Consider the following 21,912-nt stretch of genomic DNA (forward strand, 5'->3'; position numbering starts at 1 on the left):
AATCCCCATGAGCAAACGCGAGCTTTGTCGGGTGAGACGTCACGGCGCCTCACCTGACAAAGCATAGCAATCACCTCACGGTTTGCCGGGTTTTACCCCTTGCGTTCGTCCGCTTTCCCAGCCGCCGCCCAGGGCCAGGAACAGATCGATCTGGCTCATGGCAACCTGGGTGTTGGCCGTCGCCAATTGCGCGCGCATATCGGTGTAGGTGCGCGTGGCTTGCAGGTCGGCCAGGAACGATTCGCGGCCGGCCTGGAAGAAGCGATGGGTCTGGCCTGCGGCTTCTCGCGCCGACTGTTCGGCTTCGGCCAGGGCGTCGCGGCGCTGCAACACCGCAGTGTATTGCGCCAGGCCGGTCTGGGTTTCGCGGATGGCATTGAGCACCACGCCGTCGAAGTGTGCCAAAGCGCCCTGGGTCGCGGCTTCGGCTTCATGGATACGCGCACGGGCGCCGTTGGTCGGCACGGTCCAGCTGATCATCGGGCCAAAGCCCCAGCGGTTGGTGGCCGGTGTGCCGAGGTTTTCCAGCAGGCCCACGGTGCCTACCGTGGCGCCGATGCTGATATCCGGATACAGCGCGCCGGTGGCCACGCCGATACGTGCGGTCGCGGCAGCCAACTGGCGCTCAGCCTGGCGCACATCAGGGCGACGTTTGAGCAGCGTGGCACCGTCGCCCACCGGCAGCAACTGGGCGATGTGTGGCAGCTCGGCGCAGGTGCCAGTGCCGGCCGGCAGTTGGTCTACGGGCTTGGCCAGCAGCATCGACAGGCGGAACAGTGCGGCCTGGCGCGAGGCTTCATAGCGCGGAATGTCGGCGCGCAGGGATTTGTATTGGGTTTGCGAGCGGGTCACCTGGGTTTCGTCGCCGCGCCCGGCATCCCGCAGGCGCTGAGTCAGCTTGGTGCTCTGCGCTTGCAGGTCGAGGGATTCGTTGGCAATCGCCAGCTCTTCGTTGGCCGCGCACACCTGGGTGTAGGAACGCACCACATCGGCCACCAGGGTGATGCGAGCGATATCCGCCGCCGCCTGGGTTGCATCGGCGCTGGCCTTGGCGCTTTCGATGCCGCGCTGCAAGGTGCCGAACAGGTCGAACTGATAGGACGTGGTGATGCCGACGCTGCCGATGTTGCCGACCGGGACTTTGTCCGGCAGCAAAAATGCTTCGCCAGATTCCTGCAAGCGCTGGGCCTCGGCCTTGGCGCCGGCACTCCAGCCGCCGGCGGATTCAGCCTGCTGCACCTGGTAACGCGAACGCTGCAAGTTGGCGGCGGCCACGCGCAGATCGGTGTTGGAGGCCATGGCCTGCTGCACCAGCTGGTCCAGGCGCGGGTCGTTATACAGCTTCCACCAATCGGCCGGAACCGGCGCCGAGACCACGTTGCTGCCCTCGCCCATGATCGGTCCTTGCAGGTCGCCACGGTTGACTGCGGCCTGCTCCGGCAGTTTGTAATCCGGGCCCACTACTTGGCAGGCCGACAGCAACAACCCCAGGGAAGCGGTTGCCAGAAGCCGCTTCATGGTTTGTCCCCGTCTTTAACCTTGTCGTCGATGATCGACACCGTCGCCGTGCGCCCGGCGATCATGCGAAAGTCCGCCGGCACATCGTCAAAGGCAATGCGCACGGGGATCCGCTGGGCCAGGCGCACCCAGCTGAACGCCGGGTTGACGTTGGGCAGCAGGTTGGAGCCGCTGCTGCGGTCGCGGTCTTCGATACCGGCGACGATGCTCTGCACATGCCCGTGCAGTCGAGCGTTGTCGCCGATCACGCGGATATCCACGCCCATACCGACGTGGATGCCGTCGAGCTTGGTTTCTTCGAAGTAGCCGTCGATGTGGAAGGAATTGCTGTCCACCACCGACAGCACCGGGCGCCCGGCAGTGACGAACTCCTGGGTGCGCGGTGCGCGGTCGTTGACGTAGCCGTCCACGGGGCTGCGGATCACCGAGCGGTCGAGGTTGAGTTGGGCAGAGTCCACCGTCACCTGGGCTTCGGCCAGGGCCGATTGGGCGCGAGCCACGCGGGACTGGCTTTCTTCCAACTGCTCGCTGGGCACCAGGTTGCCGAGGCCACGGTTACGCTTGTACTCGCGCTGGGCCTGGGCCAGGGTTTCCTGGCGATCGGCCACGGCGGCCTGGGCTTGGCGCAGGGCCAGCTTGAAGCGGTCCTGGTCGACGGCAAAGAGCACCTGGCCCTTGGTCACCAATTGGTTGTCGCGCACGTCGACGCGTTGGATCAGCCCGGACACGTCCGGGGCGATCTGCACGATGTCGGCGCGGATGTGGCCGTCACGAGTCCAGGGGGCAAACATGTAGTACATGACCATGCGCCACACAACGACGACCGCGAAACTCACGATCAACAACGTCAGGACGACACGGCCGATAGTCAAAAAAGGTTTTTTCATGTCATCAAATATCGACTGAGTGAGTCCACCGCGCCCAGCAACAGCGCGTAAAGCCCCACATTGAACAATGCCCGGTGCCAGACCAGGCGATAGAAGTGCATGCGCGTCAACAGCCCGTGCACCACCAGAAACAACACATAGGTAATGCCCATCAGCACCAGCAGCGTGGGCAGGAACACCCCGCTGATATCCAGATCACCGATCATAAAGGCGCTCCATCGGGTAGCGGCGCTTCCATTTCCGTGCCGCCAATGAATTCCACACCGGGCAACAACGCCAGGCGCAGGCCGGCCAAGGCGTGCAGCAGGTGCAGGCGGGTGTCGTCTTCGTCTTGCAGGCCCTGGCCGTTGAGGGCGCGGCGCGTACGGTCCAGGGTCATCAGCAGACCGCTGGGTGCGGGCAAGCGTTCACCGGCCTTGAGGCACGCTTTGAAGTAACCGCCCACCCCTTCCACCACCTGGTTGAGCAACACCCGTGGCACACCGAGGATGCGCGGCGAGTAGGCCAGCAGGTCGAGCAGGTTCAGCGCTACGCGCAGGTCGCGCAGGGCGCTGCCGGTGTCTTGGCCGGTAAGGGCCAGGCGCGGCAGGTGTTGCATCAGGCGGTCGAGCATTTGTGCGGCCATGTGCCGGTGTTCGTTCAGGGTTGCGGGCTCGGTCAGGCCAACGATGTCACGCCAGCTGAAACGGGTCAGGCGCTTGGCCGCCAGTTCGGCGCCGAAGGGCCGGGCGATCAAGGTCCACACAAATGCGAACAGCAGGCCCACGGGCCCAGCCAGGTTGACGTTGGCGAAGTTGAGAAAGTCCGCGTCATAGGCGCCCTGGATGCTGATGAACGACGAGGTGTTGACCAGCGTCAGCAACATGCCCAGGTAGAATCGTGGCTGTACCGTGAGGGTGCCGATACAGATAAACGGCACGGCAAAAGCCAGCACCAGCATGGGGAAATCGTGCAGATTGGGCAGCACCAGAAACAGATACAGGCTGGCGAACAGCACCGACATGGCGGTCCAGAAAAAGAACCGGTAGATCTGCGGCGCCGGGTCGTCCATCGAAGCGAAGAAGCTGCAGGCGACGGCGGCCAGGATCACGGCGCTGCCGCCATCGGTCCAGCCCAGCAGGATCCACAGCACCGAGGCGACGATGATCGCGGTCACGGTGGAAAACGCCGAGTAGAACATCAGCCCACGGTCGAGAAATGGCGTGAGCCGGCCCAGGCGCCAGTGGCGGTAGACGGCGCGCCAGGTGTCCTGGCTTTCGCACTGGATGGCGGCTTGCAGGCTGCGACAGTCTTGCCACAGGTCGACCCATTCGCCGAGGCGGTACAGGGCGTTGGAGAACAGCAACGTGTGGCGGTCATCCAGCGCTTCGCCCTGGGGTTGGGCGGCGTCGATCTGGTCACGCAGCACACGCCAGCGTTCCAGGGGCGCTTGTTCAGTGGTGCTTTGCAGCCAGGCGTTGGCTTCCTCCAGCAACGGTTTGAGCCGGTCGAGAAACTCCGGTGCGCGATGCTCGATGGCGTACACCGCGTCATCCAGCGCGTCGATTACCGGCAGCAGATGAATCATGCGCCCGCGCAGTTCTTTGGTGTTGCGCACCGTTTGCGGCCGCGCGCCTTCGTGGGGCAACTGGCCGATCATCAACTCAAGGGTGTTGAAGGTGGCAACCATGCCGCCGCGCAGGTTGCTGACCGCTTCAGGGTCAATCTGGCGGGTGAGGAAGCGTTGGCTATAGACCTGAGCATCGCTGAACCACTTGGCCACCGAGCCATCGAACACCGGCATCAGGCGCCGTGGCCAGAACATTGCGCCCACCACCGCTGCGACCGCGATGCCAAGGAAGATTTCTTCGGTACGCGCTTCAGCCACGTCCCACACCGCCAGGGGGTTATCCACCACTGGCAGGGCGATCAGCGGCAAGGTATAGCCGGCCAGCATCAGGGCGTAATTATTGGCCGTGCGCAGGTGCATGGAGAGGAACAGCAAGGTGCCCGTCCATAACGCAATCACTACCACCAACAGGTAAGGCGACTGCACGAACATCGGCACAAACAGCACCGCCGCCGCTGCCCCCATAAAGGTGCCAATGGCGCGGTACAAAGCCTTGGAACTGGTGGGCCCGACAAACGGGCTGGAGACGATATACACGGTAGCCATCGCCCAGTACGGACGCGGCATTTGCATCAGCATGGCGATGTACAGCGCAATCATCGACGCGGCGAACGTGCGGACCCCGTAGAACCAGTCGCGGGCGGGCGGGAAGCCGGTAAAAAATCCGTTCAAGGCGCCACAGCCTCGGCCGCTTCGAAGGCGCGCAGCACGCGCAGTGCGGCTTCCAGGTCGGTGGGCGCGATATCCACAAGGACTTCCTTGCGCAGGCGAACCAGTTGGGCTTCTACCGCCTGCACCAGTTCACGGCCGCGCTCGGTGAGGCTCAGGGCCTTGGCGCGGCGGTCGTGGATGTCTTCGGTGCGGCACACATAGCCGTCGCCGCACAGACGATCGAGCAGGCGCACCAATGACGGGCTTTCCATGCCGGAGGCCTGGGCTACTTTGACCTGGTGCACACCGTCACCCAAGCGACCGATCATCAACAACGGCACGGCGCAGGCTTCGGAGATGCCATAGCTGACCAGCGTGGTCTGGCAGATTTTGCGCCAGTTACGGGCGCCCACCACCATGCTGCTGCTCAGGTTCATCTGAAGTTGTTCGAGGGATTGGGACACTGGATAGTTCGCATACAGTTAGTTTGCTAACTATTAATATGGTGGAGGGAGGAAGAGCCGTCAAGTTTTGAAACAATTTCTCGATGGATGGAGCGATTCAGCGGCCACACCGCCGGGCGAATGTGGGAGGGGGCTTGCTCCCGATGGCGAGGGGTCAGCCACTGATGCATTTACTGACACGCCCTCATCGGGAGCAAGCCCCCTCCCACATTTGGATCAGCGTCGGATGCCCGGGCTATTTTTCAGCCTGACCATCGAGGCGACGCTGGATCTCGCCCAGCATGTCCAGGCCATCGCGCAGTGAAACCAATGCGGCAGTGACCAAGTGATGGAGGTTTGGGTTGTCGCTTGTTGAGACGAGGGTCTCCAAAAGCTCAGTGCCGATACGTATGCGGCTTCGCGCCGTTTCGTGGTGCAGGTGCGATGGGGCAAAGGTGTTGAAAGCCAGGACGGGAACGCCGGTGGGGTTGGTTTGAAGCGGCTTGTATTGGTCCATCGATAAACCTCACAGATAAGGATTTGAACCACCTTCTCCCGTCGCCAAACGAATAAGGGTGGCAGCTGTACGCAGGTTGGCGAACCGGTTATCTGTGAAACCCGGCAGATCCGAAGATCTCCCGCGCACAGCCGCCATAGAACCCAATGCCTTCATCCAAGGAAAAACGCACGGGGTAGGAACGCTGTAACGCGTCACAGAATTTCGGATCGCCAAATCCGATCGCCGATGTGCGGCGACGGGGCGAGCTATAGGGGGGATGGTTGAGGCTGTGCAACCAACATATTGATCTCTACCGTCAGTCATCTCAGCTTTTTCCAAACGCCATTCGGTAATGACGATGTATATACTTTGTGCATACCATTGCGGAGGAATCGCTGATGTCCAAATTAGCCGTTTTTACAATGAAGCTTGAACCAGAGCTTCGCGACCAGTTCATGGCTGAATGCGAAGCCTCCCATCGTCCTGCATCGCAAATCGTACGCGAAATGATGCGTGAATTCGTTCAGGCCCAGCAGCACTCGCGAGAGTACGATGAGTTTTTGCAACGCAAAGTTGATGCTTCTCGTGCATCCATTCGCGCAGGCCGAGAGGTTTCCAATGAAGATTTGGAAGCTGAATTCGCAGCCAGGCGCGCTCAAGTAGATAGTCAGGGATGAGGGTCGCGTGGACGCCCGAGACAGGGCAGGATCGTAGAGATATCTGGGATTTTCTGTTTGAGAAAAATCCACAAGCCGCAGCCGACATGGACCGGCGCTTCAGCATGGCAGCACTTGGATTAGCACATAACCCCGAAATTGGCCCAATAGGCCGGATTGCGGGAACACGCGAAATCATTCCGCACCCGAGCTACCGCCTTGTTTATCAAGTTGAGCCCGAAGTAGTGAGGATTGTGGCTCTGGTGCATACAGCTCGCCACTGGCCACCAGAAAGTTACATCCCACATTGATGCCTCAGATCGGCGAGGGCTGATTGCCACATTCCTCAATCACCCGCCCCACCTCCTCCTCAATAAACCCAAACACCTCCTCCGCCACGCTGTACTGAAACTGTTTGCGCCGATGCTTGGAAAGCTTGCCCTCGTTATCCAGGCACATCATCACCAGCTTCGACAAATCACTGCCACGCACGTCGTAGCGTTGATTCACGGCCTTGATCACGCGGTCGTAGCGGTCGAGGAATTCGGTTTCTTCGCGCAGTTCGACTTCCAGTGCGCGGCGGGCCATTTGCAGGGTGAATTCGACGCAGCGGGTGGCGTCCCAGTAGCGGTAGATCGAGGGGTGGCCGATGAAGTCGAACGCCATGTGGTCGCCGTCCAGCCAAGTAACGTTCCAGAATTCCCGCGTCGGCTGGGAGAAGGTCTTGAGCGCCTCCAGATAGGCTTGTTCCTCGTGCTTCATGGCGACGGAGACTGGTAGCAACAAGCCATTTCCCAGTGCGCCGTAATGACAAAGCGTCTGGTGGATCAGGAAGCGAGACAGGCGGCCATTACCGTCCATGAACGGGTGCAGGAACACGAAGCCGAAGGCGGTGACGGCCGCCGCGACCAAGGGATCGACGTCGCGCACGGGCTGGTTGGCGAAGGCCATCAGCTCTTCCATCAGTTCCTGGCAAAGCTCTGGTGCTGGCGGCACGTAGCTCACACCGGCGGCGCCGCGCAGGCCGTTGTGCAGATGATTTTGTTCGTGGCGAAACGCAACGGCTTTGTCGAAGGGATTGGAGACGGTGCTGTTTTGCAGTTCGACCAAGTAGTCTTCGGTGAGCAAACGGCCTTCATGGGACTGGCGCAGTAGTTGGACGAAACGGCGGGATTTTTCTTCGCTGGGTTGTTCTTTTTCGATGGCAAATGAATCGCGGGTTTCGTGCAGGTACGCCCACTGGATGGCGCGGTCCATCATTTCGGGTGGGAGGCTGGCCATGAAGGATTTGGCGCGGGCCAATACATCAAGCGCCAACAACGCTTCTAGCTCAGGCGTTCGCTCTACGGTGGCGCAATAATGCAAAGAGCCCAAACCGTTGAAATCCACTCGCCAACGACTGTTGCGAATACTCGGACCGGTTACATAGCGCTGGGGATCGAACAAGGGAACAACGCGACCACGAACAGGAAGGGTGTGATCCAGCATTTTCCCGGTAAAGCCTTCCCAAAGAAAACAGGCTTTTCGGATAAACGCACCGTTGGGCGAGTCGGCCAGCGCCTCCAAAAACGGTTCTGGGCCAAGCTGTTCAAACACCTGGGCAAGTATCGCCAGGTTCACGCCTTCATGCTTAAGCGCAAACAGCACATGTTCAAACAGCGCATGTTGGGCAGGCGCCACAGAATGGGGCACCGCCAGGCAGTCACCGATCAGGGTAATCCTGGTCACCGGCTTGATCATCGCAGCGCGCAACGGTGCGATAACCTTTAGATCCAGCGCCTCACACAGATGAGCGTATCCGACTGTTGGCATGGCGAGCTTTTCCAGAAAAAATTCACTTAAGCGATTAAAGCCCAGTTTTTTTACCGCTCACCATTTTTTTTACATGCTCGCCTTTATTGGGATATTTTTTTACACCCGTCGTCCACCCCGCAACATCAGATTCAACTCATCCACCACCTCCGCCCAATCCGCATCTTCCAGAATCTCCTCGCGCAAAAATGCCTTTTGGGCGTCGCTCCAAAAAAAAGCATCGGCGAGTTTCAAATCTGGCTTGAGCGGCGAATGAGAGGCGACAAATTGCTCAATGCTGACCGGGTCATTCGGCAACCCAAGCTGTTTGAACAACGACGGCAAGCTATGCACTGGCGATTCCATGATGAGCTCCTGATAGAGAAGGGTTAATCGAGTCTAGCGGCAACCCTCAGGTTGCGGCGCCGGCACCTTGCACAGCACGAACAGACGCGCCCGTGCGCCACCGCCGTCCTGGCGACTGAGCTCGCGCCAACCTTCGGGGAGCGGGGCGAAGTCGTCCGGTGCTTCATTGCTGCTGATCAGCCATACGCGCCGGGTATTGGCCGGTAATGCCGATAAAGAATCCAGATAGATTCGCCCGCCATCCTGATCCACCAGGGTGCCGAAGCCGTAGGCATTTGGCCGGGTCGACGTGCCGTCGGGCTTGGGCGGGGTGTAGAGCTGCAACTGGGCGTCAGTTTCGTCGTAGTACACGTAGCTCAGATACCACATCATATCGCTGAGGACGATGCGGTCGTCTTCCTGGTAATTGCGATTGACGAACTCCACCGGCACGTTGAATTGGTCGTGCTCATCCACTTCGAAGTTGTTCTTCAGGCCCAGCAGTTCCATGCCCACAAACAGCACCCACAGCGCTGCGCCCAGCCATGACAAGCGTGACGGCAAGCGGTCGATGGCAAGCGCCAGGACGATCGGCAAACCCAGGGCATACACCGTGAGGTAGCGCTCGATAAAGACCGGCGAGATAAACGACACGCCATACACCAACAGCAACGGCAACAAGAAAAACAACGCCGGCAAACGAGCTCCCGGGTGGCGCCAGGCCGTCATCCACACCACCGCAATCAGCAGCAGCGGAAATATCCAGAACAGCGGCGTCCACAAATCATCGCCGGCATCCTGCAACACGAACTGCCAGATCATCGAGGGCACAGACAGCAGGTTGACCGGCTCTTCCCAGCCGATGTCGCCGCCCACCTTGAGCTGGTCGACATGCTGCACCAGGTCCAACAGGTTCGGCAGCCAAGGCAGGTACAACAACACGATCACCACGTTGGCCGCCCACCATGCAGGCCGCGTTATCAAACGTTGGCCTGGCGCCTGCATCCCCAGATAAGCCCAATGCACCAGCACGCACAGCGCGGTGAAGTAATGCGTGTAGAAACCGGCACTCATCAACAGCACATACGCGGCCAAATAGCGCGTGCGTTCGGGCTGACGCATCCAGTACACCAGCGCCAGCGTGGCGCCCAGCAGCCACACGCCCAGCAGCGAATACATGCGCACTTCCTGGCTGTAGCGCACCGCCGTCGGCAACAGCGCCAGCAGGATGCCCGCCAGCACCGCCGCGCGCCGAGTAGACAGTTGCCGCGTCAGCCAGATGCCCAAGCCAACCACGGCTACGCCCGGCAGCGCGCTCATGCTGCGAATGGACCCGATGCTGTCGCCGAACACTTCGATCCAGCCGCGCAGCAGGAAGAAATACAGCGGCGGATGCACATCATGGGCCGCGTGAAACCACAGGTCGGCCACGGCGTATTCACTGAGCAACAGGCTCGACCCTTCATCGCCCCAGATCGCCGCCGAGGTGAGGTGGCAAAACCGCAGGGCCATGGCCAGCGCCAGGATCGGTACCCACCAGAGACGGCTGAGTCGACCAGCACCTTGCCAGGTCAGGCGCTGCAAGGCTGGCAGCGCTCCGGCTTTTTCGTTTTGCTCAACCACAGACCGACGCACTTCAATACCCCTGGCATTAGCTCGCTTGCCTGAGCGCAAACACCGCCACTCTAGGACAAAAGCCCAGGCTTCGCCGCTGGAATCGGACAAATCGGTATTTTGCGTAGGACCTCACCGAAGCACAGCTCAGAACAGGCTATTATTGGGGCCCTCCAAGGACTCAGGATCAAGGACACGTCATGCGCATCGGTTTTTTGTCACCTCTGGCACTGGCTCTCCTGGCCAGTATTTCCCTACAGGCTCAGGCCAGCTCCGACGATTCATGCTACCCCGACTGGCGTGTCTCGCGTGACAGCCTCGAACCTTGCAGCAACCAGCCCTTTCTCAGCCCGGGCAACGACAGCCGGGTCAACCTGCGCCTGTTGCTGGCCGACAAAAAAGCCGCGCCGCTGACGCCCAATGCCTTGGGCGAAGACGATTTGGCCCAGGGTTTCGGCCCGGTGCCGTTTCCGGTGTATCGCCTGGTGCCGGTGCCGGCCGCGAATGATGAGCCCGATAACAAAGCGGACGATTCACGCACGGCCGAACTCGACACCCTGCTCCAACCGCTGGGCATCAAGCGCGAGGAATACAAGACTGCCGGTGAAGCGTTCCTGAATGGCGAAGGCAGCCGCTGCCGCAGCAACAGCGATGACAGCGCCACGGCGTTTATCAGTCAGGTGATCAAAGCCGATATGCCGCCAGCCGAGCGTGACTTGCTGGTGAAAGCGCGATTGCAGTTGCTGACCACCTGTGACTTCACAGGCCAGGTGGTGGACGCGCAGTTGACGCCCTCGGCCAATGCCCAGCTGTTTCGCACCTACCTGCAGGCCGCCGCCGATTTCTACGGCGGTCGCTTCGTTTACGCCGAGCGCGGTTTCGCCGCCGCCGCGACCAGCGATCTGCCTTGGCTGAAAGAGACCGCGCTGTACATGACCGCACGTACCTCGTTGAACCGGGCCCAGGCCGAGGCCTTCGATGAGTACGGTATGCCGCAACGCGAGCATGTGGATAAGTCTGCCTTGAGCGACGCTGAAGAAGGCTTTCTCGGTTACCTGAAACATTATCCACAAGGCGATTACGTTGCGTCCGCCCGTGGCCTGTTGCGCCGCGTGCATTGGCTGGCGAACGACGATGCCAAGCTCGCCGAAGACTTCACCTGGCAATTCACCGAGGCCACTGACGCCCAGCGTAACGTGAGCGTCGACGAGTTGGTCGAAGAAGCCGACCTCAAGTTGCTCATGGTCGGCAACAACTCGGCAAACAGCCCGATGCTGCAAGTGGTCAGCGACCTGATGGCGATGCGCGCCCATACGCCGCCGCTGTTGAGCCGCGAAAACCTCGACAAGCAAAAGAGCACATTCGCCAACGAACCGGCGTTGTTCGACTACCTGCAAGCGGCGTATGCCCTGTACGTTGAGCATCAACCTGATGCTGCCCTCAAGCATCTGCCTGCGGATATGCCGTCGAACCTCGACTACTTTGCCTTCAGCCAGCAGACCTTGCGCGCCTTGGCACTGGAGGCCAAGCAAGATTGGAAGGGCGCCGAGAGCCTGTGGCTGCAAATGCTACCGCTGGCCAAGCAACCGCTGCAACGCGACCAACTGGAGTTGGCCCTGGCGATGAACTATGAGCGCAGCGGCCAACTGGCCAAGGTGTTCGCAACCGATTCGCCGATCAGCGCCAAGCAAGTGCGCTACATCCTGCTGCGCAACGTCGCCGGGCCCGACCTGCTGCGCCAGCAGATCGCCAACGCCAGCGACCCGACCGAACGCCAGAGCGCGCAATTCGTGCTGCTCTACAAAGACCTGCTGCACCGCCAGTTCGCGACCTTTGCCGATGACCTCAAGCAGGCCTCGCTCTCTGATGACAAGCTCGGCACCAGCCTGGGCTACACCTACACCAGCGGCCAGACCTTGAAGCTGTTCCAGTGGAATGGTGACAAGGCCGAATCCGGCTACGCCTGCCCAAGCATCGCGCAAACCGCCGCGACCTTGCAGGATGAGGCCAAAAACCCCCACGCCTTGAACTGCTTCGGTGAGTTCATCCTGCGCAACGGCCTGGACGGCATGCCACTGGAACAACCCCGCGCCGCCGGCAGCCTGGGCAGCACCGAATCGCAGTTCAAGGGTGAAACCTTCTCGCGGCTGGACGGCTACAAACAGGTGATCGCCAACGCCAAAGCACCGAAAACCGACAAGGCGTACGCGTTGTTCCGCGCCATCAACTGCTACGCGCCGGCCGGTTACAACAGCTGCGGGGGTGAAGACGTTGCGCCAGCGGTGCGCAAAGCCTGGTTCCGCCAACTCAAAACCGGTTTTGCCGATACCCAGTGGGGCAAATCGCTGCAATACTACTGGTGAAGTCGCTGTGGCTGGGCTTGTTGTTGCTGGCGAGCCCGGCTTTCGGCGCCGTCGACGCCCGCGACTATGACGCTTTCTGGCTGTGGAGTGGTGTCACGCCGCAGCCTGTGATCAAGCAGGCAAAAACCCTGTACATCCTGCAAGGCCAGATCAACTCCACCCGCCGCGCCCCCCAGCGCGGCGTGCAATTGATCGCCCAAGGCATCAGCGTGCCACGCATTAGCCAAGGCGAAATCTGGGTGGTCTATCGCGCCCACACCTTGCACTGGCCGGAACAGGTCTACACCCAACTGCTCGGCCAGGTGCAACGCTGGCGCGACGCGGGTAACCCTGTGATCGGCATCCAGATCGACTTCGACGCCCGCACCCAGTACCTGCACGAATACGCTGATTTTCTGCGCGACCTGCGCCGGCGTCTGCCTGCCGACCTGCGGTTAAGCATCACCGGCCTGATGGACTGGAGCAGCAACGCCAACCCGGCCGCCATCGCCCAGCTCAAAGGCGTGGTGGACGAAGTGGTGGTGCAGACGTATCAAGGGCGGCACAGCATCCCGGATTACGCGGCGTACCTGCCACGGATGAACCGAATGGGAGTTCCGTTCAAGATCGGTTTGATTCAAGGCGGCGAGTGGGAGGCGCCAGGGTATTTGCAAGGGAATGAGTGGTTTCGGGGGTATGTGGTGTTTTTGCAGAACCCTTGAATCTTCCAAACATGGAAAAAAACCGTCTATCAAACCGGTTTTTTTGCGTGTGGCCTTAGCAACTTGAATGATATAAGTTGCCCTTACTGCCTTAAGGGGTGATATATCATGCATGAAACAGGCAAGCCATACCCCCACAAAGGGTATATCTCAGAGAGAAGCGCTGAACTGATGAGAGGTATCGGGAACGGTATCGAAATAGCCCGTATTCGTCGCCGTTTGAAAATCTCGACCATATGCAGCCGGGCGGGCATTACACGACAGACGTATCAGCGGCTGAGACAGGGAGAAGCAGGCGTATCCCTCGGCGTGCTGATGAATGTGCTTAGCGCGATGGACCTGGAAGAAGGTATGGCGAGCATTGCGTCACCAGAACTTGACCAGGTTGGGATTACCATGAGCCTCGCCCGTGAGCCCGACCGAATTCGCACAGAAGGGGAACCTGATGTCTTGGAAGCCGATTGGTAACGCATTCGTTTTTTCAGCTCACTCAGTCGGTGATCCGGTCCCTGTTGGTGAGGTGGCCATGCACGCAAGCGGATTCGTTTTTCGCTACGCCAACAGCTGGCTTGCGCGCCCCAACGCATTTGCGATTGACCCGCTTAGCCTGCCACTGACCCCTAACCAGTATTCCTCGACACGCATGTTTGGTGTGCTCGACGACGCAACGCCCGACAATTGGGGTCGGCGTGTTCTACTGGCGACCCACAAACAGCATCCACAAAACGAAGTTGAATGGCTCCTTGCTTCGCGGGGTGCGGGAGTGGGCTGCCTGCTGTTCAGTGCGTCAAGAAATCTGCTGCCGACTCTGCACCAACCTCCGCGATTTGAAGACCTTGAGAAAATCATGGTGGGCCTTGATCAGGTCGAAAAAGGTAATGTCGACCTGCCTGCGGAAATCGCACGACTATTCGAATTCGGCAGTTCCATGGGCGGCGCCAGGCCGAAGGTCACCGTGACTCACGAAGGTAAGGAATGGATTGCTAAATTCGGCCGTAGCGACGATGTTTTCGATCAACCACGTGCTGAATTCGCCAGCCTTCAAATGGCGGATGCGGCAGGTCTACCCGCAGCCGGGCACAAGTTGGTAGAGGTCGCCGGCAAACCGGTTTTGATGGTCGAACGTTTTGACCGGCATGAGGGGGCTGGACGCGAGCACTATGTCAGCTGCAATTCGTTGGTCAGCACTGAGAAGCCGCGAATGCGAGTTGACGCGGTTGAGAGTGCCGTTTCCTATTCCAGGATCGCCGACGTGTTGAAGAAGGTCTGCGACGATGCCACGTTTGATATGCGTGAGCTTTACAAGCGTATGGCCTTCAATGTGCTGATCGGCAATAGCGACGACCACCTGAAACAAACCGGGCTTCTGCTGACCAGCGCCTCGGGCTATTCCCTTGCGCCAGTATTTGACGTGTTGCCCCACCCCACGCAACTAGGCTTGCAGGCGTTGATCATCGGGAATGAGGGCAGGGTATCGTCTGTCAGCAATTTGCTGAGTACGCCTGAACGCTTTGGGTTGGGGGCGGATGAAGCAAGGTCCATCGTCACGGATATGTATGCCGTCGTGCGAGAAGCCTCGGGCTTTTTCGAAGCGGCAGGCTGTAGCGGTGCCGATGTGCGCGTGCTTTCCAATGTGTGTACCCGGTTTGCAGCAGACCTCGCTTAGGATCAAGGATCTCGGGCTGCAACAAAGCGCACCCTCATTACTGAGCGACTGGCAACGGATACACCGACTCCCACCCTCCTCCCAGCGCCTTGTACAACCCGACCATGGCCAATGACACGCCGGTGGAGCTTTCCACCCACTGCTCTTGAGTTGCGAGCAATGCGCTTTGCACGGTGAGTACATTGACGAAATCCGCCACACCTTCGACGTACTGGTGTTGCGCGGTGGTCAGCGCGATCTGGTTCTGGCGCACCGCTTCGGCCAGGCTGTCGCGACGCAATTGGCTGGCGTTGTAGCGGGTCAGTTGGTCGTCGATTTCATGCCAGGCGCGCAGCACGGTTTGCTGGTAGGCAAGGGCCGCTTCCTGTTGCTGGGCTTCGCGCAAATCCACCATGCCTTGCAGGCGCCCACCGTTGAACAGTGGCAGGCTTAATTGCGGGCCGAGGGCAAATGCGCGGGAGCCCCAGGAGCCGAAGTCCGACAGTTGCATGGCTTGGGAGCCGAGGCTGCCGGACAGGGTGATGCGCGGGTAAAAGTCGCCCTTGGCCACGCCGATGCTGGCAGTGGCGGCGTGCAAGCGCGCTTCTGCCTGGCGGATGTCGGGACGGCGTTCGGCCAGCTCCGAGGGCAGGCCAATGGCGACCTGACGCTGGGTTTGCGGCACGGCGGCGTCCTTGGACAGCTGCGCGTGCAAGGCCTGGGGCGGTTCGCCCATCAGCAGGCTCAGGGCGTTGATCAGTTGGTCCTGGCGTTGCTGCAAATCCGGCAGACGCGCTTCGATGGCCGCGACCTGGGCGGCGGCTTCGGCCACGTCGAGGTCGGTCGCTACGCCATCAGCCAGACGCAGTTGCGAGAGCTTGAGGCTGTGGCGGGCGACGTCGAGGTTTTGCTCGGTGACGGCGCGGGTATTTTGTACGCCGCGCAGTTGGATATAGTCCTGGGCGGTCTCGGCCAACACCGACAACAGCACGGCACGACGGTCGTTTTCGGCGACTTCCAGCGTGGCGTCGGCTGCTTCGGTTTCACGCTTGACCCGGCCCCAGAAATCCAGCTCCCAAGAGGCCGAGAAGCCCATGTCCCATTGGTTGAAGGCCGAACGGCCGTTCTCGCCGGAAGGGTCGTTCAAGCCTTTGCCACTGTTACGTTTGCGCTGGTAGCCGCCACCCGCATCGACATTGGGGTAACGCTCGGCGGTGGTCACCTGGCGTACGGCGCGGCTCTGTTGCAGGCGGCTGCTGGCCAGTTTCAAGTCGAGGTTATCGCTGAGGGCCCGGCGTGTCAGGGCGGAAAGCTGCGCGTCGTGGAACACGTCCCACCAGCGCTCCTGCAAGGGATCGCTGACGGCACGGCTGGCAGCTTGTCGGCCCTGGGGTTCGCTCCACTGATTGATCTGCGGGCTCTCGGGCCGCTGGAAGTCGGGACCCACCGTGCAGGCACTCAGGCTGATCAGGCTTAAGGTGAGCCAGGCGACGTGTTTCATTGCTGGGCCACCTCACGCTGTTGCGCGACCGGCCGCGTATCGACGCTGGCTTCCACCGACATGCCGACGCGCAGGCGCTCGGTCAATGGCTGGTTCGGCTCAAGCACGATCTTCACCGGAATACGCTGCACCACCTTGGTGAAGTTGCCGGTGGCGTTGTCCGGTTTGACCGAGGCAAAGGTCACCCCCGTGGCCGGCGCCAGGCTTTCCAGATGGCCTTTGAGCAGTTCGCCGTCAAGGCTGTCGACGCTGACCTGCACCGCTTGCCCCGCGTGCATATGCGACAGTTGCGTCTCCTGGAAGTTGGCTACCACATAGGCCTCGGCCAGCGGCACGACCGCGAGGATCTTGCTGCCCGGGGTCACATAGGCACCGACCCGCACCGCTCGCTCGCCGACCATGCCATCGACCGGCGCGACAATGCGCGTGTAGGACAACTGATAACTGGCCATTTCCAACGCCGCCTGGGCGCGCTTGAGCCCACCTTCGGCGGCGTCACGCTGGGCGGTGAGGATTTCCACCTGCTTGCGTTCGGCGGCCAGCACTGCGGTGGATTTGGCCAGGCGTGCGGTGGCCTGGTCGATACGGGTCTTGGCTTGTTGGGCGTTCTGCACGGTACCTGCGCCGACGCCAGCGAGGTGGTTGTAGCGGTTCAGTTCGTGTTCGGCGAAGGCGACTTCGGCGCGATCCGCCGCGACAGTGGCCTGGGCCTGGGCGATCACCGAGCTCTGGCGCTCCAGGGTCGCGCTGGCGTTTTTCAACTGGGCCTGGGCGACCAAGGTGTCGGCATCGGCGGCCTGGGCGGCGGCGCGAAAGTCGCGGTCATCGATCAACGCCAACAGTTGGCCGGCCTTGACGCGCTGGTTGTCTTCTACCAGCACTTCCTTGATGAAGCCCGCCACCCGCGGCGCCACCAGGGTGAAGTCGGCGGCGACGAAGGCGTCGTTGGTGGTCTGGTGCTTGCTGCCCAGTACGCCCGGCGCAACCAGATAAACCAGTACGCCAACGGCAAATACAGCAATAACGGAGACGGCAATTTTGTCTTTGCGTTTCATGGAAAGTCCTTGTGGTCAGGCCGGAGCGCGAGGCGGATAGATCCGCGTGGGCATCCAGAAAATCAGCAGGATCAACGCCACCGCGACACCGGCCATGACGACGTAAAGATCCGAAGAGGTCAGCACCACGGTCTGCTCGTGCAAGCGGTGGGCGAGGCCCGGAGCCTCAGTGTCGGCCAGGGGCGAATTGCCCAGGCGGTCCACCAACATGGTTGAATGGAAATGCCCGCGCTGGGTGGTCAATGTATCCAGCACCGCAGTGGCGATCACAGCGGCCAGGCCCTTGACGGTATTGAACCAGGCCGAAGCGAACGGCCCTTCGATGGGTTGAATACTGCCGGTGGACAACATCAGCAGTGGCAACACGGCCATCGGCTGGCCGAAAATCTGCAACAGGTACCAGCCATAAAAATCGTCGCGGATCCACGCCGAAGTCAGGTGCGAACTGCCGATGCAGCACAGCACCAACATGCCAAGGCCAATCCCCAGCACCCAGCGGCAATCGACCCAGCGCAGGTTGCACAGCGCCGCCACCAACGGCAACGCGATCAATTGCGGCAACGCCATCAGCAGCATCACCGGCGCAGTTTGCAACGGCCGGTACCCCTGGACCTGGGCAAGGAAACTGGAGGGGATGATGATCACCGAGGTCAGCACCATCAGCACGCCTGCCAGCACGATCAGGGCGAAGGCCAGGTTGCGCAGGCCGAGCATCTGCAATTTGAAGAAGGGTATTGGCTGCGACCATTCGTTGAGCATGAACAACACCAGCAAGAGCGTGCCACCACACAACAGGAAGGTGATCAGGCCCGACTCGAACCAATCCAGGCGATTGCCCTGCAACAGCCCGATCACCAACATGCAGATCGCCGGAAAGCCCAGCAGCAGGCCGCGCCAGTTGAACTGTTTGAAACGCTCCAGGCGCAGCGGGTCCTGCGGTATGCCATAGGCCACGGCGACCATCGCCAGCAGGCACGGCGCGACGATTTGCCAGAACGCCCACTGCCAGCCGACGTATTCGGTCCACAACGCCGCCAGCGGAGTACCCAGGCTCGGGCCGAAGGTGGCGGTCAGGGCGTAGCCGGCCAGGCCATACAGCTTGACGTTGGCGGGCAGGAAACGCAGTGCCACGGTCATCAGCATCGGCGGCAGCGCGCCACCGGCCAGGCCTTGCACGGTACGCAGCAGCAGCAGGCTTTCGTAGTTGGGTGCGAACGGGCAGAGAATGCCCAACACGGTGAACAAGCCGATGGCGCACAGCGTGAAACGGCGCAGGGAAAACGTCACCGAACACCACGGCGCAAAGGCCATGGCCGCCACGGAAGTGGCCGTGTAGGCGGCGACCAGCCAGGTGCCTTCATCAAAGCCGATGTACAGCGCACCGCGGATATCGGCAAGCGCCACCTTGGTGACCATCTCGTTGAGACCGGACACCAGCACCGCCAACAACACGCCGACCAGGCCGATGATGATGCGCGGGCCGAACACGGGCGGGGCCGGGGCAACAGGTTTGGCTGCGGCCTGAAAAGCGGGGGCAGCGAGGGATGTCATGAACAGGTAACTCGGAATGAGAAATACCTGAGCAGTTTAATCAGGCTATAGCATGACAAAAAGTTACTTATCGGAAGTTTATAAGTGCGCCAGGCGCAATCCATGGGTGGGAGGGGGCTTGCTCCCGATGGCGGTATGACAGCCACCTGATGTGAAGCTGATACACCTCTATCGGGAGCAAGCCCCCTCCCACATTTGATTGTGCATGGCTTGAGGTTTTTAGTTGGGTTGGGCTTCCAGCCAGGTGGCGTGGCAACTCTCGCGCATGGTTTCACGCAGCCATTTGTGCGCGGGGTCTTTGTCGAAGCGCGGGTGCCAGGATTGGGCCAATACCAGGGTCGGCAAGGAGATCGGCAGCGGGAATGCACGCAATGGCAAGTTCAGGCGTTTGGCGCTCAGGAGCGCTTCCTTGGGCACCGGCATGATCAGGTCGGATTCCGGCAACATGAACATGGCACCGTGGAAGCCCGGCGCGATCATCGCCACGCGGCGCTCCAGGCCCTGCTCGTTCAGCGCGGTGTCGATCGGCCCGCGGGCGATGCCGCGGCGCGAGATGCTGATATGGGAATAGCTGGCAAAGCGTGCGGCGGTGATCTCTTCGTCGAACAGTGGGTGATCTTGTCGCGCCAGGCCGACGAAGGTGGTGGAGAACAGGTTCTGCACCTTCACTTCGGGGCTGACCGGCATGGTGTTGCTCACACGCAGATCCAGGCGCCCTTCGCGCAGAGCTTCGTCGTCGGTGTCGCCTTCAGGCACAAAGCGCAGCTCGCACAGCGGGGCCACACGCTCCATGGTGTCGAACAAGCGACCGCCATATACGCCAATAAAAAAGTCATTGGCGCGTACGCTGAAACGGCGGCGCAAGGTACTCAAATCGACTTGATCCGCCGAGCGAAACAGCAACGCCGCCTGCTCCACCACGTTGCGTACCTGGCCTTGCAGCTCAAGCGCCTTGGGCGTCGGCACCAGGCCGCGACCGGCACGTACCAGGATCGGGTCACCGACAGCTTCACGGATACGCGTGAGGGTACGGCTCATGGCCGCCGGGCTGAGGCTCATCCGCCGTGCGGCGCCGACCACACTGCCCTCATCGAGCAACGCGTCGAGGGCGACCAGCAGGTTCATGTCTGGTAATTGCATGCCAAGCACTCGTGATCTGTGGGGAGTGAGCTGGGCGCAATTCTAGCAGCAATCAGATCCAATACTGCTGGGCCAATGATTACTGGCCCGAATCAAAAGAGTAAGGGGACGGCCAAGTGGTGGGCTTCGGGTTGTTGGGAACACACTCTAAAATCGGAAAGTGCTCCGGCACCTCAACGCGTTTTAACACATACGCTTTCTTCTCCAAGGAGAACTCCTGAAGCTTGGGAGCCAGCAGCACGCGGCGCTGTTCAGGCCCCAGGAAAATTGCGCTGTACTGCCGGTCGTCAACACCTGCGCAACGAAACGTATCATTGAAGTCTGTCGTGTGAGCCGTACGGTACAAAATCTCGGCACGGCGCTCCGGCGACAAGTTGCTACTGATAAACAGCGCACCAATACCGCAGGTAATCAGTGCCGTTATTGCTGGAACCACCACACCCCATTTTTCCTCGGCAGAGCTGGCACTTTCGAAATAACTTCCCATACAGATCAACACTACAATAAATGCGGTGATCAGCACGACGGCGATGCAAGGCCAAAACATCAGCTTGGCCATGTGAAGGGTTGTGCCAGCGATCATTGTCAAAGGAAAAGCAGATGCATCGACATGGAAAATTGCATTAACGTCGGCCACCGCCCGCAGTCGTCCTACGTAACCTAAGGTCGCGAGCAAAAAGCCCCAGAAGATCACAGTGACCTTGAAGTCCTTGAAAAGCCGTTCGAGGATTTTTTCAATAAACGCCAGGACCACATAAAAACCAGTTGCGACCGAACAAGCCAATAGTAAAAACGCCGTATCGGCTGACACGTAGTTTTCCTTGATCAAGCCGGAAAAACCCAAAAGCATAAGTAGCGAAACGACGGAGATAATCGTCAATGTATTCTTGTTTGAAGTGTGCATAGCGTTGTTCCAACCAGAAAGTCTTCTGGTTATCCCCATCGGCCAGAGTATTGGAAGCTTTAGAGGCCGATGGCTAATCAGAAAGGCGCATCGCCCTGGATGGTGGTGCGATACAACTTGCGGCGCAGGTGGCTTGGGCAACCGGCGGCCAAGTGGATCAGCGAGCGGTTGTCCCAGAACACCAGGTCGTGGGGCTGCCACTGGTGGCGGTAGATGTTTTCCGGCAGCACGCTGTGGGCATAGAGCTGGGCCAGCAAGTCACGGCTTTCGTCATCGGGCAGGCCGACGATACGGGTGGTGAAGCCTTCGCTGACGAACAACGCCTGGCGGCCGTTTTCAGGGTGGGTGCGCACGACGGGGTGCACCACTTCGGCGACCTGGGCGAGTTGTTCAGGGGTGAGGGTCGGGCGCCAGTTGCCTTCGAATTTGGTCTCGCTGTAGCGCGCCGTGTAGGAGTGCGCAGCACTGCGGCCTGCAACGGCTTTGCGCAGGTGCTCGGGCAGTTGCTCCCAGGCTTTGTGCATATCGGCGAACAGGGTGTCACCGCCTTCGGCAGGCAGTTCCTGAGCGTGCAGCATCGAGCCGAGGCTGGGCAGCTCCTTGTACGACAGGTCCGAGTGCCAGAACTTGCCCGCGTCCCCCAGGCCGATGGATTGGCCGTTCTCGATGATGTTGGAGACGATCAGGATTTGCGGGTGATTGGCCAGCAGGAATTGTTTGAGCACGTGGATCTGCAGCACACCGAAACGGCGGCTGAAAGCGATTTGTTGTTCGGGGGTGATGCGTTGGTCGCGGAACACCACGACGTGGTGGTCCAGATGTGCGCGATGGATACGGGCGAAGTCCTGGTCATTGACCGGGCGGGATAAGTCCAGGCCAATGATCTCGGCGCCGACGCTGCCGGGAAAGGGGCGGATGTCGAAGGTTTGGGTGGTGATGGGGGCAGCAGCGGTGGCGGACATTGATTTCACTCCCGGCGGACAGGGGAGTGAATTTATAGGTATAAGAATAGAAGTTTAAATACTGTTAGGGCATATCG

At 60.5% G+C, this 21,912-nt stretch carries 21 protein-coding genes; 6 read left to right on the plus strand and 15 right to left on the minus strand.

The window, feature by feature from the left end; genetic code table 11:
- Nucleotides 1–75 precede the first annotated feature (75 nt).
- From JH25_RS13615 to JH25_RS13590, 6 genes are all read right to left on the minus strand, one after another.
- Nucleotides 76–1,518, minus strand: a complete 1,443-nt coding sequence (locus JH25_RS13615) for an efflux transporter outer membrane subunit (RefSeq protein WP_032878497.1) — start codon at nucleotides 1,516–1,518, stop codon at nucleotides 76–78.
- Entirely contained in the window at nucleotides 1,515–2,405 is an 891-nt protein-coding gene (locus tag JH25_RS13610) for an efflux RND transporter periplasmic adaptor subunit (protein ID WP_032878498.1), read from the minus strand. The genes JH25_RS13615 and JH25_RS13610 overlap by 4 nt, the downstream gene beginning before the upstream one ends.
- Nucleotides 2,402–2,611 carry a DUF1656 domain-containing protein gene (locus JH25_RS13605; protein ID WP_003187469.1) on the minus strand — a complete coding sequence of 70 codons (210 nt, stop codon included), beginning with the start codon at nucleotides 2,609–2,611 and terminating at the stop codon, nucleotides 2,402–2,404. Before JH25_RS13605 ends, JH25_RS13610 begins: the two co-directional genes overlap by 4 nt.
- Nucleotides 2,608–4,686: an FUSC family protein gene (locus tag JH25_RS13600; protein ID WP_005783581.1), complete on the minus strand. Its 2,079-nt coding sequence runs from the start codon at nucleotides 4,684–4,686 to the stop codon at nucleotides 2,608–2,610. The genes JH25_RS13605 and JH25_RS13600 overlap by 4 nt, the downstream gene beginning before the upstream one ends.
- Nucleotides 4,683–5,102 carry a MarR family winged helix-turn-helix transcriptional regulator gene (locus JH25_RS13595; protein WP_005783580.1) on the minus strand — a complete coding sequence of 140 codons (420 nt, stop codon included), beginning with the start codon at nucleotides 5,100–5,102 and terminating at the stop codon, nucleotides 4,683–4,685. The genes JH25_RS13600 and JH25_RS13595 overlap by 4 nt, the downstream gene beginning before the upstream one ends.
- A gap of 262 nt (nucleotides 5,103–5,364) precedes the next feature.
- Entirely contained in the window at nucleotides 5,365–5,625 is a 261-nt protein-coding gene (locus tag JH25_RS13590) for a hypothetical protein (RefSeq protein ID WP_032878499.1), read from the minus strand.
- 380 nt (nucleotides 5,626–6,005) lie between these two features.
- On the opposite strand from JH25_RS13590, the gene JH25_RS13585 reads away from it, so the two are divergent.
- Together JH25_RS13585 and JH25_RS28100 are read left to right on the plus strand one after the other, a co-directional pair.
- The gene (locus tag JH25_RS13585; protein WP_032878500.1) at nucleotides 6,006–6,284 is read left to right on the plus strand and encodes an antitoxin; all 279 of its coding nucleotides are present in this window, start codon (nucleotides 6,006–6,008) and stop codon (nucleotides 6,282–6,284) included.
- Complete coding sequence (locus JH25_RS28100) at nucleotides 6,281–6,574, plus strand: type II toxin-antitoxin system RelE/ParE family toxin (RefSeq protein WP_081883316.1); 294 nt, start codon at nucleotides 6,281–6,283, stop codon at nucleotides 6,572–6,574. Before JH25_RS13585 ends, JH25_RS28100 begins: the two co-directional genes overlap by 4 nt.
- A gap of 4 nt (nucleotides 6,575–6,578) precedes the next feature.
- Here JH25_RS28100 and JH25_RS13580 read toward each other — a convergent pair whose 3' ends face one another.
- The 3 genes from JH25_RS13580 to JH25_RS13570 form a co-directional block, all read right to left on the minus strand.
- The gene (locus tag JH25_RS13580; RefSeq protein ID WP_032878501.1) at nucleotides 6,579–8,075 is read right to left on the minus strand and encodes a Fic family protein; all 1,497 of its coding nucleotides are present in this window, start codon (nucleotides 8,073–8,075) and stop codon (nucleotides 6,579–6,581) included.
- A 99-nt stretch (nucleotides 8,076–8,174) separates the two neighbouring features.
- Nucleotides 8,175–8,420, minus strand: coding sequence for a DUF2789 domain-containing protein (locus JH25_RS13575; protein WP_032878502.1), 246 nt, complete (start codon nucleotides 8,418–8,420; stop codon nucleotides 8,175–8,177).
- Nucleotides 8,421–8,453: 33 nt separating this feature from the next.
- Nucleotides 8,454–10,034, minus strand: a complete 1,581-nt coding sequence (locus JH25_RS13570; RefSeq protein ID WP_032878504.1) for a glycosyltransferase family 39 protein — start codon at nucleotides 10,032–10,034, stop codon at nucleotides 8,454–8,456.
- 179 nt (nucleotides 10,035–10,213) lie between these two features.
- On the opposite strand from JH25_RS13570, the gene JH25_RS13565 reads away from it, so the two are divergent.
- From JH25_RS13565 to JH25_RS13550, 4 genes are all read left to right on the plus strand, one after another.
- Nucleotides 10,214–12,376: a hypothetical protein gene (locus JH25_RS13565; protein ID WP_032878506.1), complete on the plus strand. Its 2,163-nt coding sequence runs from the start codon at nucleotides 10,214–10,216 to the stop codon at nucleotides 12,374–12,376.
- A complete protein-coding gene (locus JH25_RS13560; RefSeq protein WP_032878507.1) occupies nucleotides 12,373–13,077 on the plus strand; it encodes a DUF3142 domain-containing protein in 705 nt (234 codons plus the stop codon). Before JH25_RS13565 ends, JH25_RS13560 begins: the two co-directional genes overlap by 4 nt.
- A gap of 108 nt (nucleotides 13,078–13,185) precedes the next feature.
- A complete protein-coding gene (locus JH25_RS13555) occupies nucleotides 13,186–13,545 on the plus strand; it encodes a helix-turn-helix domain-containing protein (protein WP_032878508.1) in 360 nt (119 codons plus the stop codon).
- The gene (locus tag JH25_RS13550; protein WP_236648047.1) at nucleotides 13,487–14,743 is read left to right on the plus strand and encodes a type II toxin-antitoxin system HipA family toxin; all 1,257 of its coding nucleotides are present in this window, start codon (nucleotides 13,487–13,489) and stop codon (nucleotides 14,741–14,743) included. Before JH25_RS13555 ends, JH25_RS13550 begins: the two co-directional genes overlap by 59 nt.
- Nucleotides 14,744–14,780: 37 nt before the next feature.
- Here JH25_RS13550 and JH25_RS13545 read toward each other — a convergent pair whose 3' ends face one another.
- The 6 genes from JH25_RS13545 to JH25_RS13520 all read right to left on the minus strand — a co-directional run bounded on the left by JH25_RS13545 (nucleotide 14,781) and on the right by JH25_RS13520 (nucleotide 21,835).
- Nucleotides 14,781–16,223, minus strand: coding sequence for an efflux transporter outer membrane subunit (locus tag JH25_RS13545; RefSeq protein ID WP_032878510.1), 1,443 nt, complete (start codon nucleotides 16,221–16,223; stop codon nucleotides 14,781–14,783).
- Complete coding sequence (locus tag JH25_RS13540; protein WP_032878511.1) at nucleotides 16,220–17,278, minus strand: HlyD family secretion protein; 1,059 nt, start codon at nucleotides 17,276–17,278, stop codon at nucleotides 16,220–16,222. The genes JH25_RS13545 and JH25_RS13540 overlap by 4 nt, the downstream gene beginning before the upstream one ends.
- A 15-nt stretch (nucleotides 17,279–17,293) precedes the next feature.
- The gene (locus JH25_RS13535; RefSeq protein WP_032878512.1) at nucleotides 17,294–18,829 is read right to left on the minus strand and encodes an MFS transporter; all 1,536 of its coding nucleotides are present in this window, start codon (nucleotides 18,827–18,829) and stop codon (nucleotides 17,294–17,296) included.
- A 219-nt stretch (nucleotides 18,830–19,048) separates the two neighbouring features.
- Nucleotides 19,049–19,969 (minus strand): LysR family transcriptional regulator, encoded by a 921-nt coding sequence (locus tag JH25_RS13530; protein WP_032878513.1) that lies wholly within the window; start codon nucleotides 19,967–19,969, stop codon nucleotides 19,049–19,051.
- Nucleotides 19,970–20,048: 79 nt separating this feature from the next.
- The gene (locus tag JH25_RS13525) at nucleotides 20,049–20,873 is read right to left on the minus strand and encodes a hypothetical protein (protein ID WP_032878514.1); all 825 of its coding nucleotides are present in this window, start codon (nucleotides 20,871–20,873) and stop codon (nucleotides 20,049–20,051) included.
- A gap of 77 nt (nucleotides 20,874–20,950) precedes the next feature.
- Entirely contained in the window at nucleotides 20,951–21,835 is an 885-nt protein-coding gene (locus JH25_RS13520; protein ID WP_032878515.1) for a TauD/TfdA dioxygenase family protein, read from the minus strand.
- Between the last annotated feature and the right edge of the window lie 77 nt (nucleotides 21,836–21,912).

Origin of the sequence: Pseudomonas sp. BRG-100 (assembly GCF_000737955.1) — a bacterium.
Classification (GTDB): Bacteria; Pseudomonadota; Gammaproteobacteria; order Pseudomonadales; family Pseudomonadaceae; genus Aquipseudomonas; species Aquipseudomonas synxantha_A.

What these genes read in the sequence shown, in the direction of transcription:
- JH25_RS13615 (WP_032878497.1), bottom strand. Translation starts at nt 1,518, where the DNA reads ATGAAGCGGCTTCTGGCAACCGCTTCCCTGGGGTTGTTGCTGTCGGCC.
- JH25_RS13610 (WP_032878498.1), bottom strand. Translation starts at nt 2,405, where the DNA reads ATGAAAAAACCTTTTTTGACTATCGGCCGTGTCGTCCTGACGTTGTTG.
- JH25_RS13605 (WP_003187469.1), bottom strand. Translation starts at nt 2,611, where the DNA reads ATGATCGGTGATCTGGATATCAGCGGGGTGTTCCTGCCCACGCTGCTG.
- JH25_RS13595 (WP_005783580.1), bottom strand. Translation starts at nt 5,102, where the DNA reads ATGAACCTGAGCAGCAGCATGGTGGTGGGCGCCCGTAACTGGCGCAAA.
- JH25_RS13590 (WP_032878499.1), bottom strand. Translation starts at nt 5,625, where the DNA reads ATGGACCAATACAAGCCGCTTCAAACCAACCCCACCGGCGTTCCCGTC.
- JH25_RS13585 (WP_032878500.1), top strand. Translation starts at nt 6,006, where the DNA reads ATGTCCAAATTAGCCGTTTTTACAATGAAGCTTGAACCAGAGCTTCGC.
- JH25_RS28100 (WP_081883316.1), top strand. Translation starts at nt 6,281, where the DNA reads ATGAGGGTCGCGTGGACGCCCGAGACAGGGCAGGATCGTAGAGATATC.
- JH25_RS13580 (WP_032878501.1), bottom strand. Translation starts at nt 8,075, where the DNA reads ATGCCAACAGTCGGATACGCTCATCTGTGTGAGGCGCTGGATCTAAAG.
- JH25_RS13575 (WP_032878502.1), bottom strand. Translation starts at nt 8,420, where the DNA reads ATGGAATCGCCAGTGCATAGCTTGCCGTCGTTGTTCAAACAGCTTGGG.
- JH25_RS13565 (WP_032878506.1), top strand. Translation starts at nt 10,214, where the DNA reads ATGCGCATCGGTTTTTTGTCACCTCTGGCACTGGCTCTCCTGGCCAGT.
- JH25_RS13555 (WP_032878508.1), top strand. Translation starts at nt 13,186, where the DNA reads ATGCATGAAACAGGCAAGCCATACCCCCACAAAGGGTATATCTCAGAG.
- JH25_RS13545 (WP_032878510.1), bottom strand. Translation starts at nt 16,223, where the DNA reads ATGAAACACGTCGCCTGGCTCACCTTAAGCCTGATCAGCCTGAGTGCC.
- JH25_RS13540 (WP_032878511.1), bottom strand. Translation starts at nt 17,278, where the DNA reads ATGAAACGCAAAGACAAAATTGCCGTCTCCGTTATTGCTGTATTTGCC.
- JH25_RS13535 (WP_032878512.1), bottom strand. Translation starts at nt 18,829, where the DNA reads ATGACATCCCTCGCTGCCCCCGCTTTTCAGGCCGCAGCCAAACCTGTT.
- JH25_RS13530 (WP_032878513.1), bottom strand. Translation starts at nt 19,969, where the DNA reads ATGCAATTACCAGACATGAACCTGCTGGTCGCCCTCGACGCGTTGCTC.
- JH25_RS13525 (WP_032878514.1), bottom strand. Translation starts at nt 20,873, where the DNA reads ATGCACACTTCAAACAAGAATACATTGACGATTATCTCCGTCGTTTCG.
- JH25_RS13520 (WP_032878515.1), bottom strand. Translation starts at nt 21,835, where the DNA reads ATGTCCGCCACCGCTGCTGCCCCCATCACCACCCAAACCTTCGACATC.